Below are 24,725 nucleotides of genomic sequence, written 5' to 3' on the forward strand. Positions count from 1 at the left end.
AAATCAAATAGAAAAGAGGAAGATTCATGCAACAAAGCAAAACGAAAATTCCTGCAAAAAAATTAACGTTCTTCGGCTTTTTAGCCATGACGATCTCAATGGTCGTTTCACTATATGAATATCCCACATTTGCGACCTCTGGCTTCAGTTTAGTATTTTTCTTGTTATTAGGCGGTTTGCTATGGTTTATCCCTGTGGCATTGTGTGCAGCAGAGATGGCAACGGTGAAAGGCTGGGAAAAAGGCGGTGTCTATACTTGGGTCAGTCGGACATTGGGAAAACGATTTGGATTTGCCGCTATCTTTTTCCAATGGTTTGAGATAACTGTTGGTTACTTGACTATGCTGTATTTCTTAACTGGTACATTATCCTATGCAACGGGAATCGACGCTATACAAAACAATAAATTTCTGAAATTGGCCATCTTATTGATTATTTTCTGGGCTATTTTGCTCTCTCAGCTAAAAGGAACCAAATACACTTCTTTAATTGCTCGAATCGGTTTTGTAGCTGGGATCTTATTGCCTGCATTAGTCTTGTTTGGCTTAGGGATCCACTATGTCTCTTCAGGTGCTCCACTACAAACGACACTTTCTATGAAAACATTGATTCCTGATTTTTCAAAATTACCTACGCTGGTTGTTTTTGTTTCCTTTATTTTAGCGTATATGGGAGTAGAAACATCTGCTAGTCATGCAAATGAAATGGAAAACCCTAAAAAGGATTATCCATTAGCAATGTTTGTATTGGTCATTCTGGCCATCATTTTAGACACTTTTGGCGGATTGACTGTGGCTACTACAGTCCCTCAACAGGGTTTGTCTCTTAATACAGGAGTGATCCAATCGTTAGAATTTTTATTAAGACACATTGATCCAAGTCTTGCATGGGTTGCGAAAATCCTTGCGATCCTTGTTTGTTTAGGTGTCATCGGAGAAATAGCTTCTTGGGTAACTTCTCCTTCAAAAGCACTTCACGTAGCGGCAGAAGAAGGATTACTTCCTGAATATTTTGCGAAAGAAAATGCACATGGTGTTCCTGCGCATTTGATGATTGCAAATGGGATTGTTGCGACAATCTGGGCAGCCGTCTTTACATTAAGTGGCGGGGGGAATAATCTTTCGTTTCTTGCAGCAATGTCATTGACTGTTGTGATTTACCTAATGTTGTACTTTATGTTTTTCGCGGGCTATTTGAAGTTAGTATTTAAAGATGAAAGTCTTGAAAGAGCCTATCAGGTTCCAGGCGGAAAAGTTGTAAAAGTAATCGTTGCTTGTTTAGGTCTTTTGACTTCACTTTTTGCTTTTTGTATCTCATTTGTTCCACCTGCAAGTATCGCAGCTGGACAGCATGGGATTTATGAAACGATTCTGATCGTTTCTTATCTTATCGTCTTAGTTATTCCATTTACGATCTATGCATGCCGTCATAAATTCCAGCATGCAGAAAAATAAAAAATGAAAGCTGGTTATTCAAATGGAAGGAAAAGAATTAGAACAATTGATTGGAAAAAATTTCCACTACTATCAAACGGGACAAGTGGCAGACTACATTCCAGCATTAGCTGAAGTGGATCCAAAACAATTAGGTATGGCGATTTATGATCTTGATACAAAACAACTGATCGAGGGAGGAGATGCCGATGTACGTTTTGCCATCGAAAGCATGTCAAAAGTTCCCGTATTGTTATTAGCAATCAAAGATAACGGAATTGAAAAAGTCTTTCAAACAATCAACACAGAACCCACCGGATTTGCTTTCAATTCTATCATGAATATGGAGATCAATCATCGCAAACATCCGATGAACCCTTTTGTTAATGCAGGAGCGATTGCAACAACCTCTTTGATTGCGGGAAAAGATGCAGATGAAAAATTTGAACGGATCATATCATTTATGAAAGAAATCTGTGATGATCCTGATATCACATTGAATGAAGAAATCTATCATTCTGAATCAAGAACAGGTGATATCAATCGCTCTCTTGCTTATTACATGAAAGGCAATCAAATGATCGAAGGAGACGTTCCAGAGATACTCGATGCCTATTTCAGACAATGTTCCGTCAATGTCACCGCTACAGGTATAGCAAAATTAGCTGCTGTATTGGCAAATAAAGGGATCGCTCCTTGGGATGACAAACGGCTCATTACTGAAGAAAGTGCAACGATCGTCAAATCGATTATGACAACTGCCGGTTTGTATGATGAATCAGGCGAGTTTTCCGTCCATGTTGGTGTACCTGCCAAAAGCGGGGTAGGTGGCGGCTTGATGGCAGCTGTGCCAAATCGTTACGGTATAGGCGTCTTCAGTCCAGCATTAGATCCATTCGGTAACAGTGCAGCTGGCATCCAATTACTGAAGGACGTAGTCAAAGAACTAGATGCTGATATCTTCGAATAACCTTTCTTGAAAGTGGCTGGGGTAAAAGTCCAAGCGATGCCAAGTTATCTAAACGATAGCTGGGATTGTAAGCTTGATCGACTTTTGTTCCGGCTTCTTTTTTATTGGTTTTTGAAAGGGATTTTCTAAACAAAAAGTAAATAAAAAAGCGATTCGTGGATATGTTTAAATAAAACTATAAGAAAAACTGGAGGCGTGTATCAGGAATGCTGGAAAAATACATCGAGCGAAATATATTTAGGAAAGTGTATCTATGCGAACAATTATTTGAATTCCAAGAAATAGATATCGAACAAACAGCTATTTCACTAGGGGTGACCACACCGACGATCCTTCATGATCTAGAAAGTCTAGCCGAGTGTTTGGAATATTGCATAAAAGAAAAAATAAGAGAGAAGCATAAGTACAAACTTATATTTAAACGAGGGATCGCTCTTTCTGAGCTTACGCAATTTTTGTATGGTCAATCTTATTTTTTAAAGTTTTTAAGTTATTATTTCAAGGGCATATTCACGAGTACAGAACTGGCTGATCTTGAATTTATTTCTTTGAGCAAAGTATATACGATCAAAAAGAGCGTCTTGGATTTTTTCAAAGAAAATGATTATTTGAAAAATAAAGAAATCATTATTCCAGAATTTGATTCGCGGAATATTCTGCTAGCTTTAGTACGTTATATCAATTGGGAAGGATATGAGAGTAAAAATCCACATGTAGAAGAAGCTTGTAACGAGCTGATCGATTATGTAGAGACTCATTTTTTTAAAAGGAGATATTCGGAAGATGAAAAGTCCTTTATCATACGGGGAATAGAGATTGCAATTGGAAGAAAGACGTTTCCCCTTGAACTGAAAGAAGAAGATAAGAAAAGTGCGGAGACGAAGCCATTATTTCAATTAGTCTGTCAAGGATTGGAAGAGCAAAAAGGGATGTTACACTTACAGGAAGAAGATATCTATTATATTTTCTCTTTGTTCAATAGCAGAAATTATACCAATGAGAACATGGAGCTGTTAAGAAAAGATTTCGAAGTTGTGTATAAAAATTTTGTTCTCAATGACCTGTCACTCAATGAATTGATTTTACAGATTCTCCCAGTTGCTGAAATCGACGATGCAGACAATTTTATTTTTAAGCAATCCTTTTTACAATTTGTCCGTACGTTGTGGGCTGACGGTCAAGTATTTTTACCGGAACGAATCTATCTACTGTCAGAAAAAGAACAGCTTCTATACAGAAAAATAGTAGAAGTGCTAGACGATTGGAAAAAGAAAAACCAAATTCATCTAAGATGGAATGATAATTTCATCCGAAAATTTGTTAAGAGTCTTTCTTTGATTACCAGAGAACAGATGATACAGCAAGAGATAGAAATATTTGTTGTTTCAGAAAGTTCAGTCAAACAATTTTTTTATCGAACTCAATTTCATTTGTATGCTGAAGAAGATATGGCTGAAATAAACCCCATTCTATTTCGTTCTTTAGAAGAATTACCTGATGAATGTTTGTGTTCAAAAAAACGAGTGGTTTTATGCGATGCTGCTAGCTATCAAACTGGTTTGGAAACGGAAAAAACAAAGGTCTATCCTATCTCGTTAAAAGGCGCAAACATCCTTTTGTATCGTATTGCTCAAGAGCTTCATTTATTAAAAAAACATATTTCTTGAGGAAATCTTAAAGCAAGACAAAAATCAACTTTCTACAGAGCTTTTTAAAAGACTGTAGAAGTTTTTTTATTTGTGATCTGTTTTGTGCGAAGAACTACTTATATAACAAACTTTCTCTGAATTTTTTTAAAAATACTATTGACTTAGAGTCAACTCTAAGGAGTAGAATAGATAAAGTGTTACAAATCTATTTTCAACTAAAAAGAAGATAGTACGGAGGAGAGAATGCATAATGAGTACAGCATTACATGTATTGGATACAATCAATAGTCCAGCAGATGTCAAAAAGTTATCTGTTGAGGAAATGAAACAGCTGGCAGAAGAAATGCGCCAAAAGATCTTGCAAAAGGACAGCGATGTAGGTGGGCACGTTGGTCCGAATCTAGGTGTAGTCGAATTAACGATCGCTTTTCATTATGTATTTGATTCACCTAAGGATAAAATCGTATGGGATGTTTCCCATCAATCTTATGGTCATAAGCTGCTAACTGGTCGGAAAAATGGCTTTGAAAAAGGACATTACCATGAAGTAAGCGGGTATTCCAATCAACACGAAAGTGAACATGATTATTTTACAGTGGGTCACACATCTACATCTATCAGCTTAGCTACTGGGTTGGCTAAATCCAGAGATTTGAAGAAAGAATCAGGAAATGTGGTAGCATTTATTGGAGATGGCTCACTAAGTGGCGGCTTAGCTTTTGAAGGGCTGAACAACGGCGGCGCTTTACAGACCAATTTAATCGTATTAGTAAACGATAATGAGATGTCTATTGATGAGAACCACGGTAGCTTATATCAGAACTTAGCAGAGCTTCGTCAAACTCACGGTGAAAGCAGTAATAACCTATTTAAAGCTATGGGATTTGATTATCGCTATGTGGATGATGGAAACGACCTAGAAACGGTGATCCGTTTATTTGAAGAAGTAAAAGATATTGATCATCCAATCGTACTTCACGTACATACGGAAAAAGGCCGCGGTTATCAGCCAGCGATCGATAATAAAATGAAATATCATTGGCACGTCCCATTTGATCTGTCTACAGGAGAAGCAAAACAGGCAGCTTCTGGAGAAACATTCAATACGATCATCATGGATTATCTGGATAAAAAAGTGCAAACAAGTACAGCACCTATTGCCGCTGTCAATGCAGCAATACCAGGCGCCTTTGGACTGAAAACATTCCAAGAAAAACATCCAGATCATTATTTTGATGTGGGGATCGCCGAGCAGCATTCCATTACGTTTGCTTCTGCTTTGGCTTCTCAGGGAGTACGTCCAGTCGTCTTCCAATCAAGTACTTTCCTGCAACGGGCATATGATCAATTATCACATGATTTAGCAATCAACGAGAATCCAGTCATCATTTTAGTTGGTGGCGGAACGATCTCTGCTAGTGATCGAACACACCAAGGAACGTTTGACATTCCTTATTTATCAAGTATCCCGAATATCAAATATCTTGCTCCAGCAACAAAAGAAGATATGATCTCTATGCTAGATTGGGCTTTTGAGCAAACAGCACAGCCTGTAGCTATTCGAATCCCTACTCATGGTGTGGAACATGGTAAAGCTATCGCAAATGATTACAGTATTCCAGCCTATCAGACAGTGAATAAAGGCGAAAAAGTGGCAATTTTAGCTTTAGGTGGTTTTCTTGGACTAGGAAAAGAAACAGTGGAAGCTTTTAGAGAAAAAGGAATCGAAGCAACATTGATCAATCCAGGAACAATCACAGAAAATGATGTAGAAACATTAGATAAATTAAAAGAAGCCCATGAATTAGTCATCACATTAGAAGATGGTAGTTTATCAGGCGGATTTGGTGAAAAAATCAGTCGTTATTATGGTGATTCTTCAATGCATGTGCTGAATTTCGGTGCAAAGAAAGAATTCACAGATAGTGTTCCAACAGTTAAACTTTATGAACGTTATCATTTGACACCAAGCCAAATCGTTGAGGATAGTCTACGTGTCTTAAATATTCAATAATCCATCGTATTTTCCATCCAGATAATCGTTTATACTGGTATCTGGATGGTTTTTATTATACGAAACAAAGGAGTAGATGCTATTATGTATCAAAAAGTAGAAGAATATTTCAAAAAGTTTCAAGAAAAATATCCTAGGTATCAATCAGAAGAACTAAGCTTTTTTTCATTTGGGAATACAGAAGAAATGGCAGATGAATTGAGTGAGTTAGTTGTAAAAAAAATAAAAACCGGTACATCAAGTGGATATGATCTATATAAAAAAGAGAAGGAACCTTTACCAAAAGTGGGTCAGTTAGATGTGGTTCTGAATGGAAAAAATGAACCAGTTTGTATCATCAAAAATATAAATGTGACTATCTTGCCTTTTAGTGAAATCACGGAAGAACATGCTTGGAAAGAAGGAGAAGGAGATCGAACGTTAGCCTATTGGCGGAAAGTCCATACTGACTTTTTCAAGCATGTCTACAAAGAAGCACTGAACATGGCATTTACAGAAGAGAAGCTAATCGTATATGAAGAGTTTGAAGTAATTTTCTTTTAGCAAGAAAGGCTTGCTAAAAGAAAAAGGATAGCTACTTTATTGACTCTTAGATAGAAAAGGGTTACATTTTTATAAGAAGATGTATTTCTAGAGAACGTCATTGGAGGAGATAGTGTGGATGTACTGGAAAAAATAAAAGGTGGGGTTGTCGTTTCTTGTCAAGCTTTGGAAAATGAGCCATTACACAGTTCTTTTATCATGGGGAGAATGGCTTTGGCTGCAAAAGAAGGCGGAGCAGTTGGTATTCGCGCAAATACAACAGAAGATATCAATGAAATCAAGCGAATCGTTGATTTGCCGGTAATAGGGATTATCAAAAGAGATTACGATGGATCAGAAGTATTTATTACTGCGACAGAAAAAGAAGTGAAAGAACTTTTGGAGACGCAAGCTGAGATCATTGCACTGGATGCAACTTCTCGTAAACGTCCGACAGAAAAAACAACAGCTGAGCTTGTCCAAATGATCCACGATCACGGTCGATTAGCCATGGCAGATATTTCTACTTTTGAGGAAGCGCTTCAAGCGCAAGAAGATGGTTTTGATCTTTTGTCTACGACATTAGCAGGATATACAGAATATTCTCGAAAAACACAGGAGCCTGATTTTGATTTGTTGAATCAGATCATAGAACAAGTCAATATACCAGTAGTCATGGAAGGCCATACTGACTCTCCAGAACACGTAGAGAAAGCCTATGAATTAGGTGCTTTTTCAGTCGTGATTGGATCTATCATCACCCGTCCACAATTCATCACTAAAAGATATGTCGAAGCCGCGAATAAAGCAAAGAACTAAAAAACACGTACGGCACAGATTCTTGACAAAAAAGAAAAATTAATAGATAGTTTAAAGCAGATTCTAAGAAGAAGAGGAAAGTGTTGCTTTTCCTTTTGTCTTCGCAGATCTGCTTTTTAGCGTATTTTATAGAAAGAAGGCGAGACCATGTTTGAACGAAGTCCTTCAGAATTGACAGAACGTGAAAATTACAAGTTGCTGATTGGTTCAGTTATCCCCAGGCCGGTTGCAGTAGTAACGACTAAATCCGTAAATGATATAGTGAATATCGCACCCTTCAGTTACTTTAATATTGTCAGTTCGAATCCACCTATCTTATCCTTGGCGATCCAGAGAAAACAAGATACAGTAAAAGACACAGCAAAAAACATTCTTGAGACAAGAGAAGCGGTCATCCATATCCTTGATGAGGACAACGTAGAAGAAGCAAATAAAACAGCAGCTAATCTGCCTAATGAGGAAAGCGAACTACACTTGACTGAATTGACTTTAACGGATTCAGCAATCATTTCAGTACCAGCATTGACAGAAGCAAAAGTTCGTTTTGAGACAACCTTATATGAACATGTCGAGATACGGAATAAAAATAAAGTAACAGCTGATTTATTTTTGCTAGAAGTACAGAAATATCATTTGAATGAAACAGTCTATGATGAAAAGACGGGAAGAATCGATCCAAGAGAATTGAATGCTATAAGCCGTTTGGCAGGAAATGATTATGCAGCAATAGGAGAAATTTTCACGATCGCACGTCCCCAATAAGAAGGAGTAATAGTTATGTTAAAAATAAGTTATAAACCATCAGCAGATTCAAAAGAAATGGGAAAAGAATACGAGACAGTGAATGATTTTCTGCAAGGGCAGTATTTAGAAGTTCCGCCATTACAAGATCATTTTGTCGTCACCAAAGTTACTTTAGACGGCAAAGAAATAGGAGGGTTATTCAATTACTTAAACAAATAAACATTTATTCTGAAAAGTGAAAATCATATAAAAAAACACTAAAAATAAAAAGATTATCAAGGAATCCTAGCACAATTGAACGAAACTGCGCTGGGATTTTTTTACGTTATTTGTTATTTTTTCCTAAAAAATATTAAAGATTGTTAAATTTCACTATTTCATTTCAAATTTCATTGCCTATTCATTAGGAAAAGTCTATCATGGACTCGTAAATAGAATATAGTAATAACCTTGTTAGGTGAGGCTCCTATACAAACATAGGCTATTGCCCAGAAACGTCGAAAGTCGCCAATGGGTAAAACAGAAACTGTCGGATTAAGGCTTTTTCCAATAGCTAAGAATGTTTTCTTTACGTTGTATAGTGCTAAAACTCGGACGATGAGATGATGCTAGGTCAGAATTCTTGTTCGAAAAGGTTTCTGGCCTTTTCTTTATAGTTTCAAGACTGACTTATTTGAAGAGACAAACTCGCTCCTTACCTGACAAGTGGATTACCGTGGGAGGAGGAGATGCGGTGAAAAAAAGAAAAAAGATCGATTGGTGGATTTTGGGTCCTTATTTGACTTTGTCCATGATCGGTCTTTTAGAAGTATACAGTGCTAGTTCTTATCGTTTATTGCAAGCAGATGAAAATACAAAAAGTCTATTATTGCGCCAACTGATTTTCATATTTTTGAGTTGGGGCGTAATCTTCTTAGCTCGTTCAATCAAACTGCACTATTTACTTCACCCTAAAATAGCAGGATATGGTTTAGCTTTATCGATTTTCTTTTTGATCTTAGTACGAGTAGGAATATTCGGTGTCACTGTCAATGGCGCACAACGTTGGATTTCTCTGTTTGGCATTCAATTCCAGCCTTCAGAATTAGCAAATCTTTTTCTGATTTTTTATCTAAGCTGGTTTTTTCGTGACGGAAATAATCCGCCAAAAAATCTAAAAAAACCTTTCCTGATTACAGTAAGCATAACTTTGTTGATTTTATTCCAGCCAAAGATTGCTGGAGCATTGATGATTCTTTCGATTGCGTGGGTCATTTTTTGGGCAGCAGCAGTTCCATTTAAAAAAGGAATCTATCTGATTGTTACTTTTTCTGCCTTATTGATTGGAGCAGCCGGCGGAGTATTATATTTAGGAAACAAAGGCTGGCTTCCCCAGATGTTCAATCATGCTTATGAAAGGATTGCAACTTTAAGAGATCCTTTCATAGATAGTCATGGTGCGGGCTATCAAATGACTCATTCGTTTTATGCACTATACAATGGTGGCATATGGGGGAGAGGATTAGGAAACAGTATCACAAAAAAGGGATATCTTCCAGAGACAGAAACAGATTTTATTTTTTCGATCATTACAGAAGAGCTTGGGCTAATTGGTGCATTGTGTGTACTTTTCTTATTATTCTCATTATGCATGAGAATCTTTTGTTTAAGCAGTCGTTGTAAAAATCAGCAAGCTGGATTGTTTCTTTTAGGATTCGGAACTTTGCTATTCGTTCAGACGATAATGAATGTGGAAAGTATCGCAGGGCTTATGCCAATGACTGGCGTGCCATTACCATTTGTTAGTTATGGAGGAACAAGTTATCTGATCCTTTCTTTAGGGATCGGGATCACGTTGAATATTTCTTCGAAGATACAGGCCGAAGAGTTGCCGCTCTATCGACCTGAAAAACAATAAAGAGAAACTGAGAATCTCTCAGTTTGAATTATCATAAAGGACTATCTTTTATTTTTCAAGCGAGAGATTCTTTTTAGAAAGAGGAATTCGCAATGAAAGTATTTCAAAAAATCATATTATCTGTTTTGTTACTGCTTACACTAGTAGTCGGCTTTTTTTCGATTGAATTTGTCCATGGATTTTCGTCTGCAAAACAGACCTCAACTGTAAAAAAGGTAGATCCGAAAAGTGTCCCTACCACACTAAACGTGGCTTTGATTGGTTCGGATGCCCGTTCGAAAGACGAAAATGGTCGCTCAGATTCACTTATGGTTGCACAATACGACCAGAAAACACAACAAGCAAAACTAATCTCTATCATGAGAGACTCATATGTCGATATACCAGGTTACGGAATGGATAAAATCAATGCAGCGTACTCTTACGGAGGAATTGATTTATTGAACCAAACATTAAAGGAAAATTTCAAATTTGAAGCCCCGTATTATGCAAGTATCACATTTCAAGATTTTATCGATTGCGTCAATGAACTGTTTCCTGATGGAGTAAAGATTGATGCAGAAAAATCTTTAGATTTAGATGGCGTATATATAAAAAAAGGGAAGCAAGTAATGGATGGCAATACGTTACTGCAGTATGCTCGATTCCGTGAAGACGAAGAAGGGGACTTTGGGAGGATTAGAAGACAGCAACAAGTGATTAAAGCTATCTCTCAGCAGCTGAAAGACGTCACTTCGATATTTAAATTACCGAAAGCGGTGGGAAAACTACTTGGCAGTATCCAAACGAACCTTCCTGAGAGTGTGCTACTGGATTGCGGTATGGATTTCCTCAAAGACGATAATAAAAAGATCGATACATTATCCGTACCAGTAGACGGCAGTTGGGACTTCAACGACAATACGCCTTCCGGAAGTGTTCTGGAATTAGATTTGACCAAAAACCAAGAAGCAATCAAAAAATTTCTGAATAATTAAGTAAAGAAAATAAAATAAAAGAAGTTAGAAATAACAATTTATGTTATGTTCTGACTTCTTTTATTATGTTAGAATAAACAGGTATAAATAGTGAAAATAAAGGAATAACAAGCAAAAGAAGGAGGAAAAAATGAAAAGAAGTGACAAGCACGGCAAAAATCGAACAGGCGCTTATATTGCCGGCGCAGTGATTTTAATAGTAGCTGCAAGTGGCGGTTATTTTTACTACCGGCACTACCAAGAAACCCAAGCAGTAGAAGCTGGAGAAAAGACGGTTGAGCAATTTGTCCAAGCTTTAAACAAAGGAGATTATAACAAAGCTGCAGGAATGGCATCGAAAAAGGCAGCAAATAAAAGTGCATTATCTGAAAAAGAGATCTTAGAAAAATACCAAAATATATACGGTGCTGCCGATGTCAAAGGACTTGAGATATCAAATCTAAAAGTAGATAAAAAAGATGATTCTACTTATAGCTTTTCATATAAAGCAAAGATGAATACCTCATTAGGTGAATTGAAAGATCTTTCTTATAAAGGAACATTAGACAGAAATGATGGAAAAACCACGATCAACTGGCAGCCTAACTTGGTTTTTCCAGAAATGGAAGGAAATGACAAAGTAAGTCTGACCACGCAAGAAGCAACAAGAGGGAACATTTTAGATCGAAATGGGGAACCATTAGCAACAACCGGCAAACTAAAACAATTAGGAGTCGTTCCAAGCAAACTTGGGGATGGGGACGAAAAAACAGCCAATATCAAAGCCATTGCTTCTGCATTCGACTTAACAGAAGATGCTATCAATCAGGCTATTTCACAAAGCTGGGTACAACCCGATTACTTTGTCCCATTGAAAATCATTGATGGAGCAACGCCAGAACTTCCAGCTGGAGCTACCATCCAAGAAGTAGACGGCAGATATTATCCTTTGGGTGAAGCAGCTGCTCAACTGATTGGTTACGTGGGAGATATCACAGCAGAAGATATTGATAAAAATCCAGAATTAAGCAGTAATGGAAAAATCGGACGATCTGGTTTGGAAATGGCTTTTGATAAGGATCTTCGTGGGACTACAGGTGGAAAATTAAGCATCACAGATACAGACGGTGTCGAGAAAAAGGTTCTGATCGAGCATGAAGTCCAAAACGGAAAAGATATCAAATTGACAATCGATGCAAAGGCACAAAAAACAGCTTTCGACAGTCTAGGAGGAAAAGCTGGATCGACTGTTGCGACAACGCCAAAAACCGGTGATCTTCTTGCGCTTGCTAGCTCTCCAAGCTATGATCCAAACAAAATGACAAACGGGATCTCACAAGAAGACTACAAAGCTTATGAAGAAAATCCTGAACAACCATTCATCAGCCGATTTGCGACAGGTTATGCTCCTGGCTCTACGTTTAAAATGATCACAGCAGCAATCGGTCTCGACAACGGCACTATCGATCCAAATGAAGTGTTGACGATCAACGGGCTTAAATGGCAAAAAGATAGTTCTTGGGGATCGTATCAAGTAACTCGTGTTAGTGATGTGTCACAAGTAGACTTAAAAACTGCTTTGATTTATTCCGATAATATATATATGGCACAAGAAACGTTGAAAATGGGGGAGAAGAATTTCCGTGCAGGTTTGGATAAATTCATTTTTGGTGAAGACCTTGATTTGCCAATCAGTATGAATCCAGCACAAATTTCTAATGAAGAGAGCTTTAATTCAGATATCTTGCTAGCTGATACTGGATATGGACAAGGCGAACTTCTAATTAATCCTATCCAGCAAGCAGCAATGTATTCTGTTTTTGCCAACAATGGCACACTTGTCTATCCTAAATTGATTGCAGATAAAGAGACAAAAGATAAGAAGAATGTCATCGGCGAAACAGCAGTACAAACGATCGTGCCAGATCTGAGAGAAGTTGTGCAAGATGTAAATGGTACAGCACATTCTCTTTCTGCTTTAGGGATTCCATTGGCAGCGAAAACTGGTACAGCGGAAATCAAAGAAAAACAGGATGAAAAAGGGAAAGAGAACAGTTTCTTGTTTGCTTTCAACCCTGATAACCAAGGATATATGATGGTTAGCATGTTGGAAAATAAAGAAGATGATGATTCAGCAACTAAACGAGCACCCGAACTATTACAATACCTCAACCAAAATTATCAATAAAGAACGACTTCATAACTATAGTAAAAGGACTGTGACGGTATCGTCACAGTCCTTTTTTCGAATAAACGACAGGTTCACGACCACTTTCTGGGTCACTCACACTTCATAAACTTTTTTTGTAAAATATTTCAGAACAAGTGGAGAAATAAGTGTACTTAATAAAATCACGATTACTAAAGGTGAATAGTACTGTGGTTCGATCAATTGACTTTGCTGTCCAATTTGCAAAATGATCAAAGCCATTTCTCCACGCGAAATCATACCAGCACCGACCATCAATGAACTATGTTGAGAAAAACCGGCAATCTGAGCACCAAAATACCCTCCAAGCAATTTGGTCAAAATTGCTACAAGCGTCAATATAGAAATAAAGAGAAGCTGCTCACCAAAGTCAGAAAAATCAACTTCTAATCCTACACTGACAAAAAATACTGGTATAAATACTGCATATCCTAAAGCTTCAACATTGTGGTATACTTCTTCTTTGACCTTTGTCTGACTGACTGCTATCCCAGCAAAAAAGGCACCAATGACAGAACTAAGACCTACAAGATCCGCTACGTAAGACATACCTAAACAAATAACTAGCGATACGATGATAATAGAAGAATTTGCGTACACTTTTTCTGCAAATGAAAGCAAGAAGGGTGCAATCCATTTGACTAATAAGAAAATAAAAACAAAGTAAACGAGCTGTTCAATCAAAACAAGCGGTAAAGAAGCATTGCTAGAAGCTTCTCCAGTGAGAAAAGATAGACTGAAACTTAGGACTAAAACGACTAAAATGTCATCTACAACAGAAGCACCTAAAATAGTTGAGCCTTCTTTCGTATTCACCACGTTTAGTTCCTTTAATACTTCAACTGAAATACTGACAGAAGTTGCTGCAAGAATAATCCCAAAGAAAATCGCTTCATTTCCCGAAACTTGGAATGCTTCGCCTGTTAGCCAACCAAAAACAACAGGGAAGATGATTCCGAGTAAAGCAACGAACATGCCTGGTCGGAAATATTTTTTCAAAAGAGATAAATCACTTTCCAGACCAGCTAAAAACATCAATAAGATTACACCAATCTCCGAGAAGTCATGGACTAGAATATCCGGTTTGACCCAATTCAATCCAGCTTGTCCTAGCAAAACACCAACAAGTAATTGTCCGATTACTGCTGGAATACCTAATCTCCTAGAGATATGTGAGCCAATCGTTGTTGAAATCAATATCAGGCATAAAATACCAATAAATTCCATTCTCATCATTCCTTTGTATAAAATATAGCCCGAACTTAGCATAACATATATTATTGAAAAAATAGGAAAATATACTCATAAAAAAACCAACAATCCAAAAGTATTTTTTGGTTTGTTGGTTTTTAAACAGTCTATTTTAATAACTAAAAACGATTAACGTATAGTCATTTTTCTTACTCTGATAAAATTGATGATTTCCTGGATGCCCATGAAAATCAAGATGAAACCGAATATTTGAAATAGAACCATCAAGCTTTTGAATGGATTAAATAATAAGACGAATCCGCCAATCAACAACAGAATACTATAAACACTCCAACTTTTAGCTTTTGTATTCATGCTGAAGAACAACTGGAACAAGCTGTTGATGATAACAGCTAATCCAAGAAGAATCGGCAGGATAGAAACGATTGCAGGTGCAAAAGCATAAACGATCAGCGCACAGATCAGGAAAAAAAGACCACTAAACAGACCGATACTCCAAGAACCTGTTTTCCTTTTAAAACGGTAAGCCTCAAAAAGATTCAACACCCCAAGCAAAACAAGATAGGCAGTGATCAGATAACCGATAAAATGAAAAACAGCAGAAGGGTTTAGCACAATCGCAATCCCAGAAATAATATAAACAGCAGCTCTTAATAAGGCATATTTTTGAATATTTTGTTTAATCGTCTCAAACATATAAGAAAACCTCCTTTGACTTATTTTAACGTGAACTAGTCATTTTACCAAATCAAACGTTACAAAATGAGTGAAGGAGAAGAGCTTCTTAAGGAAGATCATTTTCTGAGGATCTTTTCCATTTTTTTGCCTTTTGCTAGCTCATCGATCATTTTATCTAAATAACGAATTTCTTTCATCAAGTTATCCTCGATGTTTTCTACTCGCACACCACAAACAACACCCGTAATCAAAGAACGAGAAGGATTGGGGGCAGGGGCTTCCGCAAAAAATTGTTCGAAAGTCACTTGTTTTTGTAGTTGCTCTTCTAGTTCTGTTTGGGAATAACCTGTCAGCCAGCAAATGATTTCATCTACTTCCTCTTTTGTACGATCTTTTCTCTCTGCTTTTGCTACATACATAGGATAAACGCTTGCAAAACTTGTCTTAAAAATACGATTTTGCGCCATAATCAGTCACCTTTCTTCTCTCAAACTATTTACTACTTATAGTATATAAGAAAAAGAGAAGAAAAAGTGATTATTCAAAAAAAAGACAAGAAGGATTGTGACAAAATTCTTATCACAATCCTTTTTTTCGAATAAACGGTGTTCTCATGCCTACTCCTCAGCCACAAGTTACAATATTCAACAAACATGAGAAACTGTTTATTGAAATTGTTCCTTGTGACTCGGAGCTGAACGGCAGGCTCACAACCTCTATCTGTCTTTTGTACAATCTTTATAGTTCAAGTGCGCATCAGATAATCGAATGCTCCTAAAGCTGCAGTAGCTCCTGAACCCATTGAAACGATGATTTGTTTGTATGGACTATCTGTACAATCACCAGCTGCGAAAACGCCGGGGATATTCGTTGCGCCATTTTTCTCGGTCACTATTTCATTTCTTGGGTTCATTTCGATCGTTCCATCTAGCCAATCCGTATTAGGGAGTAAGCCGACTAGAATGAATACTCCTGAAACAGCTAGCGTATGCATCTCCATCGTACGGCGATCGATATAGGAGAGAGATTCTACCTGATTCGTACCGCTGATTTCTTTCGTCGCTGCATGTTTGATAACAGTGACATTCGCAAGAGAGACTAGTTTATCCTGTAAGATTTGATCTGCTTTTAATTCTGGTAAGAATTCTAGAACATATACATGTTTTGCTAACCCAGCCAAATCAATTGCTGCTTCAACACCAGAATTACCACCGCCAATAACAGCAATCTCTTTTCCTTTAAATAGAGGACCGTCACAGTGTGGACAATAAGCAATTCCTTTATTTTTAAACTCTTTTTCGCCCGGTACATTGATAGAACGCCAGTGCGCACCTGTCGCAATAATTGCAGTTTTTGCTTGAAGTGATATACCGTTAGCCAAGCCGATATTGATAAAATCTTGCTCTTTATTTAAGGAAACAGCCTCTTGATTGATCATAATATCGATAGGGTAACTATGCACATGATTTTCTACTTGCTGCATTAATTTTGGCCCTTCTGTGTAAGGGGTACCAATCATGTTTTCAATTCCCAGTGTTTCAACGACTTGTCCACCGAAGGAGTCAGCAACAATCCCTGTGCGGATTCCTTTACGTGCTGCATAGATAGCTGCACTACTAGCTGCTGGTCCGCCACCGACCACTAATACATCATAAGGTTTTTTTTCAAATAATTCTTCTTCAACCAAAGGACCAGTGATTTTTTCAACGATTTGTTCGATCGTCATGCGTCCGCTACTAAATTCTTCACCATTTAAAAACACCGTTGGCACTGCCATGATTTGTTTATCATCAATTTCTTTTTGGAACATACCGCCTTCAATCATCGTATGAGTAATATTTGGATTTAATACAGCTAATATATTCAATGCCTGTACAACGTCCGGTCAATTGTGACAAGTCAAGCTAACATAACTGTCAAAATGCAGCTTTTGTTTGATTTGTTTGATTTTGAGGCTCAAAGACTCACTGATTTTTGGTGCCCGTCCACTAATTTGTAACAGTGCTAGTAAAAAAGAAGCAAATTCATGACCGAGGGGGATACCAGCAAAAATAATTCCACTTTCTTTGCCAAGAGGGCTGATAGAAAAACTAGGTGTCCGCATCAACTCTTTTTTTTCCCAAGAGATTTTAGGAGACATTTCTGATATTTCCTTCGTAAATTCTGCTAATTTTTGACTATTTTCACTAGTATCCAAACTAACAGAAAAAACAATAGGAGATTCAATCAGTGCTAAATATTGTTCGAGGTTTTGTTTAGTTTCTTTATCTAACATGTCGACCACCTAAATTTTTCCAACAAGATCAAAACTTGGTTTCAATGTTTCGCCACTTTCTTTCCATTTTGCCGGACAAACTTCACCTGGGTGGGTACGTACATATTGAGCAGCCCGTATCTTATCAATCAGTGCACTAGCATCACGGCCAATTCCATCTGCATTGATTTCCATAGCTTGAACGATGCCGTCTGGATCAATAATAAATGTTCCTCGTTGAGCTAATCCTTGTTCTTCATCCAACACATCAAAAATACGAGAAATCCGATGCGAAGGATCGCCAATCATCGTGTATTCGATTTTACCGATAGCATCTGATGTATCATGCCATGCTTTGTGAGTAAAATGGGTATCTGTAGAGCAAGAAAAGACTTCAACACCCAAAGATTTCAAGGTGCTGTATTGTTCTTGTAAGTCTTCTAGTTCAGTGGGGCAAACAAAAGTGAAATCTGCTGGGTAGAAACATAGGATGCTCCAATTCCCCATAAGGTCTTTCTCGCTAATTTCTAAAAATTCTCCTTGATGATAAGCTTGAGCGTTAAATTCTTCGATTTTTTTCCCAATCAATGACATAGTAAAACCTCCAATAATAATTATTTATTTATAATGATTGTAATTTGGTTGGAGTTAGAAAGTCAATGAATATTTTGTTATTTAATAAAGATTACTCAAAAACGCTGGTTAATTATAAAATGGAAGAGGCATAAGAAAATACAACTACTTGAAATACTCAGGATAACGTTGAGTGACAGTTTCTTGTTCTTTCAGCATCATGTGCAAGTGCAATCCCGTTTGAAAACGAGCTTCTTCTGGTTTTTTATCGACTAATGCTCTGAATAAATCTTCATGTTGTTCCATGATCGTTTCCCATGGAAGCCCTTGTATGGTCACTCTTAACCAACGAAAACGTTCTAAATGGGTATTGTGGTCATCTAACCAGTTCCAAACTTCTTTTCTGCCGGCAATTTCGAAACAAGCTTCATGAAATAAATTATCTGCACGAAAAAACGCACGTTCATCCTTTATTTGGGCTGCTTTTTCTTGTTCTTTTAAAATCGTTTCTAACACTATTCGTGTTTGATGGTCCAATTTGGAACAGCATTCAATCATGATTTGCTGTTCTAATTGTTCTCGAACAAATCGAGCATTTTCTGCAGAATAGAGATTGATTCTTGAAACATACGTACCACTTTGAGGAACTGTGTACACGAGTTCTTGCTGACGTAGTTGAATCAATGCTTCGCGAATGGGGGTCCGGCCGATAGAAAGATGTTCCTCCAGCGCTTTTTCAGATATTTTTCTTCCAGGTTCTAGGTCCGCATAGATGATTTGTTTACGAATCGCTTGGTAAGCTTGAGATTGCAAGCTACTTTTCATTTTTATACCTCCAAAATCATTTCTATGAACGTAGTATAACAGAAGAGATCTGAAAAACAATCTGATATGTCACTTTAACTCGTAGATTTGTACAAATAGTAAAATTTTGATTGACATAGCGGTTTTTATTGCATAAAATTCATTTGAAGACAAAAACTGATATGTTAGTTTAGGAGGGGAAAAATGATTGATTTAAACAACTGGGAGAACTTTATTCCTGAATTATCTCAAAAAGAAGTAGAAATACCTCATTTTGACCGTGCATCATTAAGAGAAACTGGACAAAGAAATCCTGTCTGGATCCATTTTGGTGGCGGAAATCTTTATCGAGGATTTCATGCAGAAATCGCTCATTGTTTAGCGGATCAAGGCGAATTGCCCACTGGTGTCATTGTTTGTGAAACATTCGATGAAGAAATAATTGAAAAGGCTTACCGAGTTTTTGATGATTTGATTCTTGAAGTGGTCATGCCAAGCAGTGGAAAATTTGTCAAACGTGTATTAGCTGCGACAGCTGACAGTCTGTATTGTCATCCAGATTGTTCGGAACACTTTGCTAAGATGATTGGTCACTTTGAAAATCCGAGTTTACAATTAGTTACTTTTGCTATTACTGAAAAAGATTATCGATTGAAAGATACAAGTAATAAATATATAGGACCGATTGCAGTTGATATAAAAAATGGTCCGAAAAAGCCATCACATACGATGAGTATTCTTGCTGCACTACTTTATAGACGGTTTTTATCGGGAGCTTGGCCGATTGCACTTGTCTCTACAGATAATTTTTCACAAAACGGCAGTCAATTACGTACTTCGTTGCTAACGATTGCAAAAGAATGGCAAAAGGAAGGTTATGTACCAGAAACATTTATCCAATACTTATCGAATGAAGAAATCGTTGCGTTTCCATGGACAATGATTGATCGTATCACTCCGAATCCTTCCATATCAGTTAGCAGAATGTTGGCAGAAGAAGGTTTTTTAAATATGTCGATCTTGCAAACCGCAAAGGGAACCAATATTGCGCCATTCGTCAATACAGAAGATATCCATTATTTAATCATGGAAGATCATTTTCCAAACGGACGTCCGAGATTCGAAAAAGCTGGAGTGTTCTTGACTGATCGTGCAACGGTAGATAAAGCAGATACGATGAAAGTGACGACTTGTCTTAATCCTTTGCATACGGCTTTAGCTATTATGGGTTGTTTACTGGGTTATAGGAGTATAGCTGAAGAGATGAAAGATCCAGATTTGTCACTGTTAGTTTCTGAAATCGGGTACAATGAAGGTCTTCCAGTCGTAGAATCGCCTGGAATCATTGATCCAAAGACCTTTCTTGAAGAAGTAGTCACTGTGCGATTTTCTAATCCAAATATTCCTGACATGCCTCAGCGAATCGCCACGGATACCTCTCAAAAGGTGGCGATTCGTTACGGTGAGACGATTAAAAAATATATGGAAATAGAAAATAAGGACCCGCAGACTCTTGTGTTCATCCCATTGATTCTCGCTGCTTGGCTTCGATACCTTATTGGCCTTGATGATCAAGGAAAACCATTCACACCGAGTCCAGATCCTTTGCTGGTGGAACTTCAGCACAGGCTTTCTGATATTCAATTGGGTACGCAAGATACCTCACATATCCAAGAGAAAATTGTTCCTATTTTGTCAAATAAAGAAATTTTTGGTGTAGATCTTTATCAAGCTGAGATTGGCAGAAAAATAGAAGGAATGTTCATCAAAATGTTGGCAGGACCCAATGCCGTACGAAAAACATTACAGAATTACTTACAAGAACATGGAGGAACTTTATAATGGAAATGACTTTTAGATGGTACGGTTCACAAGAGGAAAAGATTGCTTTAGATGAAATCAGACAAATACCTGCAGTCAAAGGTATTGTAGGCACATTGATGGATATACCAGTAGGAGAAGTGTGGCCTAGGGAACGGATCAAAGAATTAAAAGAAGAAATTGAGTCTCGTGGATTGACACTAAAGGTTATCGAAAGCGTCAATGTGCATGATGCCATTAAAATTGGTTTACCATCCCGTGAGCAGTATATCGAAAACTATAAGCAGACGATTCGAAACTTGGCAGAATATGGAATAGAAGTCATCTGCTATAATTTTATGCCTGTATTTGATTGGGTCAAATCTGATCTTGATTACCGCTTAGAAGATGGCTCATCTACGTTAGCTTTTATATCCGCTGATATTCCAGCTGATCCAAAAGAAATCGTCGAACGCATCGAACAGTCCAGCAATGAATTCGAGTTGCCGGGGTGGGAACCTGAACGCTTAGCTCATATCAAATCTTTGCTTGAAGCGTATGCATCAGTAGACGAAGAAAAACTTCGAGAAAATTTTGCTTATTTTCTTCAATCAATCATCCCGACATGTGAAGAGGTAGGGGTCAAAATGGCTGTACACCCAGATGACCCGCCGTACTCGATTTTTGGATTACCTCGAATCGTAAAGAATCGAGAAGACCTAGATTGGTTGTGCCGAGTAGTAGACAGTCCTTCTAACGGAATCACTCTTTGTACAGGAAGTATTGCAGAAGATCCAGAAAATGATGTGTATGAAATTTTAGCAGAATTTTGCCAAAGAGACCGGATCCCATTTGCTCACGTTCGAAATATCAAGTTTTTAGATAATCGAGATTTCTATGAGGCACCGCATAAATCAGAATACGGTTCATTAGACATGTACCGTATACTAAAAACAATGTATGACAACGGATTTGACGGATACATCCGCCCTGATCATGGCAGAATGATTTGGAATGAGACAGGAAGACCAGGATATGGCTTATATGATCGAGCATTAGGTGCGGTATATCTAAATGGATTATGGGAAGCAATTGAAAAAGGAAACGAACGTAAAGAAAACCAGTAAATAATTTATAATTTTATTATGTAAACGAAAAAGATATTCAAATTTTTGTGACATAAATCCGTATGCTTTTCAACAGTATACGGATTTATGTCACTTCTTTGGTCTAGGAACTAGAGGTTATCTTGATTTTCTTTTTCCGATTGGTTCATAAGAGCCTCTTCTTTTAATTCAAAAATATATTCTGAAATCCTCATAATCACTTTTTTCCAATCTTCTGGTGTGATGATTCCCTTTAAAATATATATTTTTTTGATGTGGGAAGGCAACTGTTTCAAAGGGCAGTCACTGATAACGATGTTACAGTTCTCCATAAAATCGTTTTGTATTTTGATCGATTCATTTGAAAAAATTTGTTCTATCTTAACAATCAAATCTTTACTGATATAAAAATCACGCGTATAGTTCACACCAATCACGATCAGCGGTTGTTTTTTGTAACGATCATATAAATGTACTAGATCTTCGACCATCCATAGCACATTTTCTTTTTCTAAAATATCTGGCAGCATATGTTGATTTTGTTCTCTGAAATCCATGTAAAAACGTTCAATAGCTGTTTGGATTTCTTTCAATACGTTATGCTCTTGATAAAGCATAAAAGTAGGAAGGGGCGTATTTGGTTGATTGAAGTTAAGAAATCCATTATAAAGTTTATTTCGTGCGAACGCCAACGAGTAAAGAATCTTTTCTTTTTCAGGCATAAGCAAATCAAATACAGTACAAAAGGATTCCACCATTTTTCTTGAATAAAGAACATGAGGAACATTTGCTTTTCTTAAAAGTTCGTATTGCTCCAAACTTGTTTTTTCTGATTCGATTTTCGTGATAGAGAGCCGAGCTAAAATATTCACTAGGATGCGTTGTTCGCGACAAATTGGCAGATTGGGACGCAAAATATCGACAGAGGGATCAATAAAAAAGTCAATATATTCATACTCCTCAAACTCTCTTTGCACACCTTTTACAGAAGTAGCCGGAAAATTCTCTTTACATATTTTCAACAGCAAATATAATTTATCCATCATACCGCTATTCAGTCGGTCAAGTACCTCTTTTTTAAAAAAAGTATTCATCATAAAAGCAACTACCTGTGGTTCTTCATCATAAAAATCTGTAGCAGTACTTGAAAAGATATTCCAATAAATATCTAATGCTGCATATTGGATTTGTACTTCTTTTCCAGAAAAGGACTTTCTTCCATTATTAGAAAAGGAGACAGACAAACCATACAATGCTAAAAATGCATTGATTTTTTTCATTTTCGTATACAGATAAGAGGCACTATAGTTCGTTTGCTGACTTAAACTGATAATCGAATTTGTCTGACAACTGAACAAAGAAGTCAAGATCTCATAACTGACCGATTCGTTGCAGTACCTTCCAAATAGACGATAGTAGCAATAAGCCGGATCAATTCCTTCAAAATTCAACTTCAAAAAAGGTTTTTGTTTATCAATATGCAATTCTGTTAGATTGAGACGCTCAAAATCTTGTTCTAATTCTTTGATGTATAATAAAAAATTTGATTCAGACATATGGAAATGATCTGCTAAATATTGTGTAGTAATAAAGAAACGATGTTCAGACAGGAAAAGAAAAATATCTAATTTTGTATTGCTTTTTTTCTTTAAAAGATACGTTTTTATCGCTTCTTGGGTTTGCATGAAGGGCGCTCCTTTTTACTTAAATTGTTAAAACTTGAAAATATTACTGTTTTTTTCATGAATCTAGACAAAAAGACAGTAAACATATAGGCACAATCTCTACTATCTTATTTCTTGCATACAAAAAAATCAAGGAGTGAGAGAGTTATGAGATATCCAACCATCTTAATCTCAACATTTACAGCCTTAAGCTTATCGCTTACTATAAATCAGACAGTGCATACAGAGGAGATAGGAACAGCAAATTGGGCAGAAACCAAATGGGCCAATGTTAATCGAATTACTTTCCAAGATGAATTTTCTTCCTTCAATTCAGGTGTCACAAAATTGAAAAAAGGACAAACAGCGACCATCAAAGCAACAGTTGATTATTCGGGAGACTTAGCACCGATACGACAATCAGCTGTTACATTTGAGAATGTTGACCCTGCTTTATTGATCAGTTACGACGAGAATACTTTGTCTATCCAACACAAGCAAGCAACATTTACTTTCACCGTCACATTAAATCAGGACTTGCTAAAACCAGCACTGTTTACTGTCAAAGTAGCAGATGGCTTACCGAACGATCTTCATTATTTGACGCCGTATAGTCAACGGCAGACAGTTGAGCAAGATTCAGCAATCGACTCAGGAGGAGGAGATCTTGTTGGGGAACCAACGGATAAACCAGAAAATGAAAACAAGCCTGATATACCGCCTACAGAAAATCCAGACGGAGAACAGCAACCGGAAATAGAATCTGGTGAAGAGCCTGATACAGAAATGAAGTCGGAGCCAGACAATGAATCAAAACCTGAAACAACTCCCGAAGAAAAACCAGGCACAGATAATGAAACCGAGAATCCAGAGAAACCAGATGTGACTCCAGAACCAGATACAGACTCTAGCAACGAAGCAAGACCAGAAGAAAAACCAGACACGGATAATGAAACCGAGAATCCAGAAACACCAAATAGGGTTCCTGAAGAAAAGCCAGATGTGTCCCCAGAAATGCCAGAAAAAACACCTGAAACAAATATAACGGCAAAAGAGATAAGCACCCAAAAGGATGAAAAGAAAGAGAGTCAAAAAATAGATACAACCATTCAACAAATAAATAAAGAGAAGCAGAATACACAAACACAACGATTTGATAACCCTTACCCAGCTGAGACTTTAAAAAGTAGCAAAGATACAATCCTTGCTAGTCCTGATACGAAAAATAAACAGCTGCCAAAATCTGGAGAAGCACAAAATAAAGTCATACTGTGGAGCGGAATCATTCTATTAGGCATAACAATGATGTTTTCTGTAAAAAGATTTAAACAAAATAGATGACACTGACATTTGAAGAATGTCGGAGAACACATTTTTACAAACGAAAAAGTAATATTAATAAAACGACCCTGAATAGCAGA

20 protein-coding genes, 1 pseudogene and 1 riboswitch are annotated in these 24,725 nt (G+C 37.1%); of the genes and pseudogenes, 14 read left to right on the forward strand and 7 right to left on the reverse strand.

The features are described from left to right. Positions 1–26: 26 nt before the first annotated feature. The 11 genes from AC1F25_RS03795 (at position 27) to pbp4 (ending at position 13,192) form a co-directional block, all read left to right on the forward strand. Complete coding sequence (locus AC1F25_RS03795; protein WP_119364990.1) at positions 27–1,454, forward strand: amino acid permease; 1,428 nt, start codon at positions 27–29, stop codon at positions 1,452–1,454. Positions 1,455–1,476: 22 nt separating this feature from the next. After that, positions 1,477–2,403, forward strand: a complete 927-nt coding sequence (glsA, locus tag AC1F25_RS03800; RefSeq protein WP_119364991.1) for a glutaminase A — start codon at positions 1,477–1,479, stop codon at positions 2,401–2,403. A gap of 206 nt (positions 2,404–2,609) precedes the next feature. Beyond that, a complete protein-coding gene (locus AC1F25_RS03805) occupies positions 2,610–4,070 on the forward strand; it encodes a hypothetical protein (RefSeq protein ID WP_002316287.1) in 1,461 nt (486 codons plus the stop codon). A gap of 232 nt (positions 4,071–4,302) precedes the next feature. Beyond that, complete coding sequence (locus AC1F25_RS03810) at positions 4,303–6,066, forward strand: 1-deoxy-D-xylulose-5-phosphate synthase (RefSeq protein WP_047929757.1); 1,764 nt, start codon at positions 4,303–4,305, stop codon at positions 6,064–6,066. An 84-nt stretch (positions 6,067–6,150) separates the two neighbouring features. Further along, entirely contained in the window at positions 6,151–6,609 is a 459-nt protein-coding gene (locus AC1F25_RS03815) for an ASCH domain-containing protein (protein ID WP_002306654.1), read from the forward strand. Positions 6,610–6,723: 114 nt separating this feature from the next. Continuing rightward, positions 6,724–7,407 (forward strand): N-acetylmannosamine-6-phosphate 2-epimerase, encoded by a 684-nt coding sequence (locus AC1F25_RS03820; protein ID WP_002316285.1) that lies wholly within the window; start codon positions 6,724–6,726, stop codon positions 7,405–7,407. Between the two features lie 147 nt (positions 7,408–7,554). Beyond that, positions 7,555–8,169, forward strand: a complete 615-nt coding sequence (locus AC1F25_RS03825) for a flavin reductase family protein (RefSeq protein WP_002306657.1) — start codon at positions 7,555–7,557, stop codon at positions 8,167–8,169. Positions 8,170–8,184: 15 nt separating this feature from the next. Then, on the forward strand, positions 8,185–8,370 hold the full coding sequence (locus tag AC1F25_RS03830) for a hypothetical protein (RefSeq protein WP_479994269.1): 186 nt from the start codon (positions 8,185–8,187) through the stop codon (positions 8,368–8,370). 223 nt (positions 8,371–8,593) lie between these two features. After that, positions 8,594–8,760, forward strand: a riboswitch (M-box (ykoK) riboswitch). A gap of 124 nt (positions 8,761–8,884) precedes the next feature. Beyond that, positions 8,885–10,048, forward strand: coding sequence for an FtsW/RodA/SpoVE family cell cycle protein (locus AC1F25_RS03835; protein ID WP_461415981.1), 1,164 nt, complete (start codon positions 8,885–8,887; stop codon positions 10,046–10,048). Between the two features lie 92 nt (positions 10,049–10,140). Continuing rightward, complete coding sequence (locus AC1F25_RS03840) at positions 10,141–11,025, forward strand: LCP family protein (protein ID WP_002306660.1); 885 nt, start codon at positions 10,141–10,143, stop codon at positions 11,023–11,025. Positions 11,026–11,155: 130 nt separating this feature from the next. After that, the gene (gene pbp4 / locus AC1F25_RS03845) at positions 11,156–13,192 is read left to right on the forward strand and encodes a penicillin-binding protein PBP4(5) (RefSeq protein WP_002306661.1); all 2,037 of its coding nucleotides are present in this window, start codon (positions 11,156–11,158) and stop codon (positions 13,190–13,192) included. Between the two features lie 96 nt (positions 13,193–13,288). Here pbp4 and AC1F25_RS03850 read toward each other — a convergent pair whose 3' ends face one another. From AC1F25_RS03850 to AC1F25_RS03875, 6 genes and pseudogenes are all read right to left on the reverse strand, one after another. Continuing rightward, positions 13,289–14,440: a cation:proton antiporter gene (locus AC1F25_RS03850; protein WP_002319954.1), complete on the reverse strand. Its 1,152-nt coding sequence runs from the start codon at positions 14,438–14,440 to the stop codon at positions 13,289–13,291. Between the two features lie 153 nt (positions 14,441–14,593). Then, on the reverse strand, positions 14,594–15,121 hold the full coding sequence (locus AC1F25_RS03855; RefSeq protein ID WP_002306663.1) for an HdeD family acid-resistance protein: 528 nt from the start codon (positions 15,119–15,121) through the stop codon (positions 14,594–14,596). A 98-nt stretch (positions 15,122–15,219) separates the two neighbouring features. Further along, complete coding sequence (locus tag AC1F25_RS03860; RefSeq protein ID WP_002309193.1) at positions 15,220–15,570, reverse strand: DUF2200 domain-containing protein; 351 nt, start codon at positions 15,568–15,570, stop codon at positions 15,220–15,222. A 278-nt stretch (positions 15,571–15,848) separates the two neighbouring features. Further along, a pseudogene (gene ahpF, locus AC1F25_RS03865) lies at positions 15,849–17,378 on the reverse strand (alkyl hydroperoxide reductase subunit F). A 9-nt stretch (positions 17,379–17,387) separates the two neighbouring features. Next, entirely contained in the window at positions 17,388–17,951 is a 564-nt protein-coding gene (ahpC, locus tag AC1F25_RS03870; protein ID WP_002290708.1) for an alkyl hydroperoxide reductase subunit C, read from the reverse strand. Between the two features lie 144 nt (positions 17,952–18,095). After that, the gene (locus tag AC1F25_RS03875) at positions 18,096–18,755 is read right to left on the reverse strand and encodes a GntR family transcriptional regulator (RefSeq protein WP_002316279.1); all 660 of its coding nucleotides are present in this window, start codon (positions 18,753–18,755) and stop codon (positions 18,096–18,098) included. Positions 18,756–18,938: 183 nt separating this feature from the next. Here AC1F25_RS03875 and AC1F25_RS03880 point away from each other — a divergent pair, with 183 nt between their 5' ends. Further along, positions 18,939–20,576, forward strand: a complete 1,638-nt coding sequence (locus AC1F25_RS03880; protein WP_479994270.1) for a mannitol dehydrogenase family protein — start codon at positions 18,939–18,941, stop codon at positions 20,574–20,576. Further along, positions 20,576–21,661, forward strand: coding sequence for a mannonate dehydratase (gene uxuA / locus AC1F25_RS03885; RefSeq protein WP_002306671.1), 1,086 nt, complete (start codon positions 20,576–20,578; stop codon positions 21,659–21,661). Before AC1F25_RS03880 ends, uxuA begins: the two co-directional genes overlap by 1 nt. Positions 21,662–21,771: 110 nt before the next feature. Here the strand turns inward: uxuA and AC1F25_RS03890 are convergent, their stop codons facing one another. After that, positions 21,772–23,325: a helix-turn-helix domain-containing protein gene (locus AC1F25_RS03890; RefSeq protein WP_002345939.1), complete on the reverse strand. Its 1,554-nt coding sequence runs from the start codon at positions 23,323–23,325 to the stop codon at positions 21,772–21,774. Positions 23,326–23,472: 147 nt separating this feature from the next. Here AC1F25_RS03890 and AC1F25_RS03895 point away from each other — a divergent pair, with 147 nt between their 5' ends. After that, positions 23,473–24,645 (forward strand): LPXTG cell wall anchor domain-containing protein, encoded by a 1,173-nt coding sequence (locus tag AC1F25_RS03895; RefSeq protein WP_479994271.1) that lies wholly within the window; start codon positions 23,473–23,475, stop codon positions 24,643–24,645. Positions 24,646–24,725: the final 80 nt, after the last annotated feature.

Source organism: Enterococcus sp. M-BR2 (genome assembly GCF_056612775.1).

Bases quoted from the DNA above. Each gene is read 5' to 3' on its own strand.
- AC1F25_RS03795 (WP_119364990.1), top strand. From the start codon at position 27: ATGCAACAAAGCAAAACGAAAATTCCTGCAAAAAAATTAACGTTCTTC.
- glsA (WP_119364991.1), top strand. From the start codon at position 1,477: ATGGAAGGAAAAGAATTAGAACAATTGATTGGAAAAAATTTCCACTAC.
- AC1F25_RS03805 (WP_002316287.1), top strand. From the start codon at position 2,610: ATGCTGGAAAAATACATCGAGCGAAATATATTTAGGAAAGTGTATCTA.
- AC1F25_RS03810 (WP_047929757.1), top strand. From the start codon at position 4,303: ATGAGTACAGCATTACATGTATTGGATACAATCAATAGTCCAGCAGAT.
- AC1F25_RS03815 (WP_002306654.1), top strand. From the start codon at position 6,151: ATGTATCAAAAAGTAGAAGAATATTTCAAAAAGTTTCAAGAAAAATAT.
- AC1F25_RS03825 (WP_002306657.1), top strand. From the start codon at position 7,555: ATGTTTGAACGAAGTCCTTCAGAATTGACAGAACGTGAAAATTACAAG.
- AC1F25_RS03830 (WP_479994269.1), top strand. From the start codon at position 8,185: ATGTTAAAAATAAGTTATAAACCATCAGCAGATTCAAAAGAAATGGGA.
- AC1F25_RS03840 (WP_002306660.1), top strand. From the start codon at position 10,141: ATGAAAGTATTTCAAAAAATCATATTATCTGTTTTGTTACTGCTTACA.
- pbp4 (WP_002306661.1), top strand. From the start codon at position 11,156: ATGAAAAGAAGTGACAAGCACGGCAAAAATCGAACAGGCGCTTATATT.
- AC1F25_RS03850 (WP_002319954.1), bottom strand. From the start codon at position 14,440: ATGGAATTTATTGGTATTTTATGCCTGATATTGATTTCAACAACGATT.
- AC1F25_RS03855 (WP_002306663.1), bottom strand. From the start codon at position 15,121: ATGTTTGAGACGATTAAACAAAATATTCAAAAATATGCCTTATTAAGA.
- AC1F25_RS03860 (WP_002309193.1), bottom strand. From the start codon at position 15,570: ATGGCGCAAAATCGTATTTTTAAGACAAGTTTTGCAAGCGTTTATCCT.
- ahpC (WP_002290708.1), bottom strand. From the start codon at position 17,951: ATGTCATTGATTGGGAAAAAAATCGAAGAATTTAACGCTCAAGCTTAT.
- AC1F25_RS03875 (WP_002316279.1), bottom strand. From the start codon at position 18,755: ATGAAAAGTAGCTTGCAATCTCAAGCTTACCAAGCGATTCGTAAACAA.
- AC1F25_RS03880 (WP_479994270.1), top strand. From the start codon at position 18,939: ATGATTGATTTAAACAACTGGGAGAACTTTATTCCTGAATTATCTCAA.
- uxuA (WP_002306671.1), top strand. From the start codon at position 20,576: ATGGAAATGACTTTTAGATGGTACGGTTCACAAGAGGAAAAGATTGCT.
- AC1F25_RS03890 (WP_002345939.1), bottom strand. From the start codon at position 23,325: ATGCAAACCCAAGAAGCGATAAAAACGTATCTTTTAAAGAAAAAAAGC.
- AC1F25_RS03895 (WP_479994271.1), top strand. From the start codon at position 23,473: ATGAGATATCCAACCATCTTAATCTCAACATTTACAGCCTTAAGCTTA.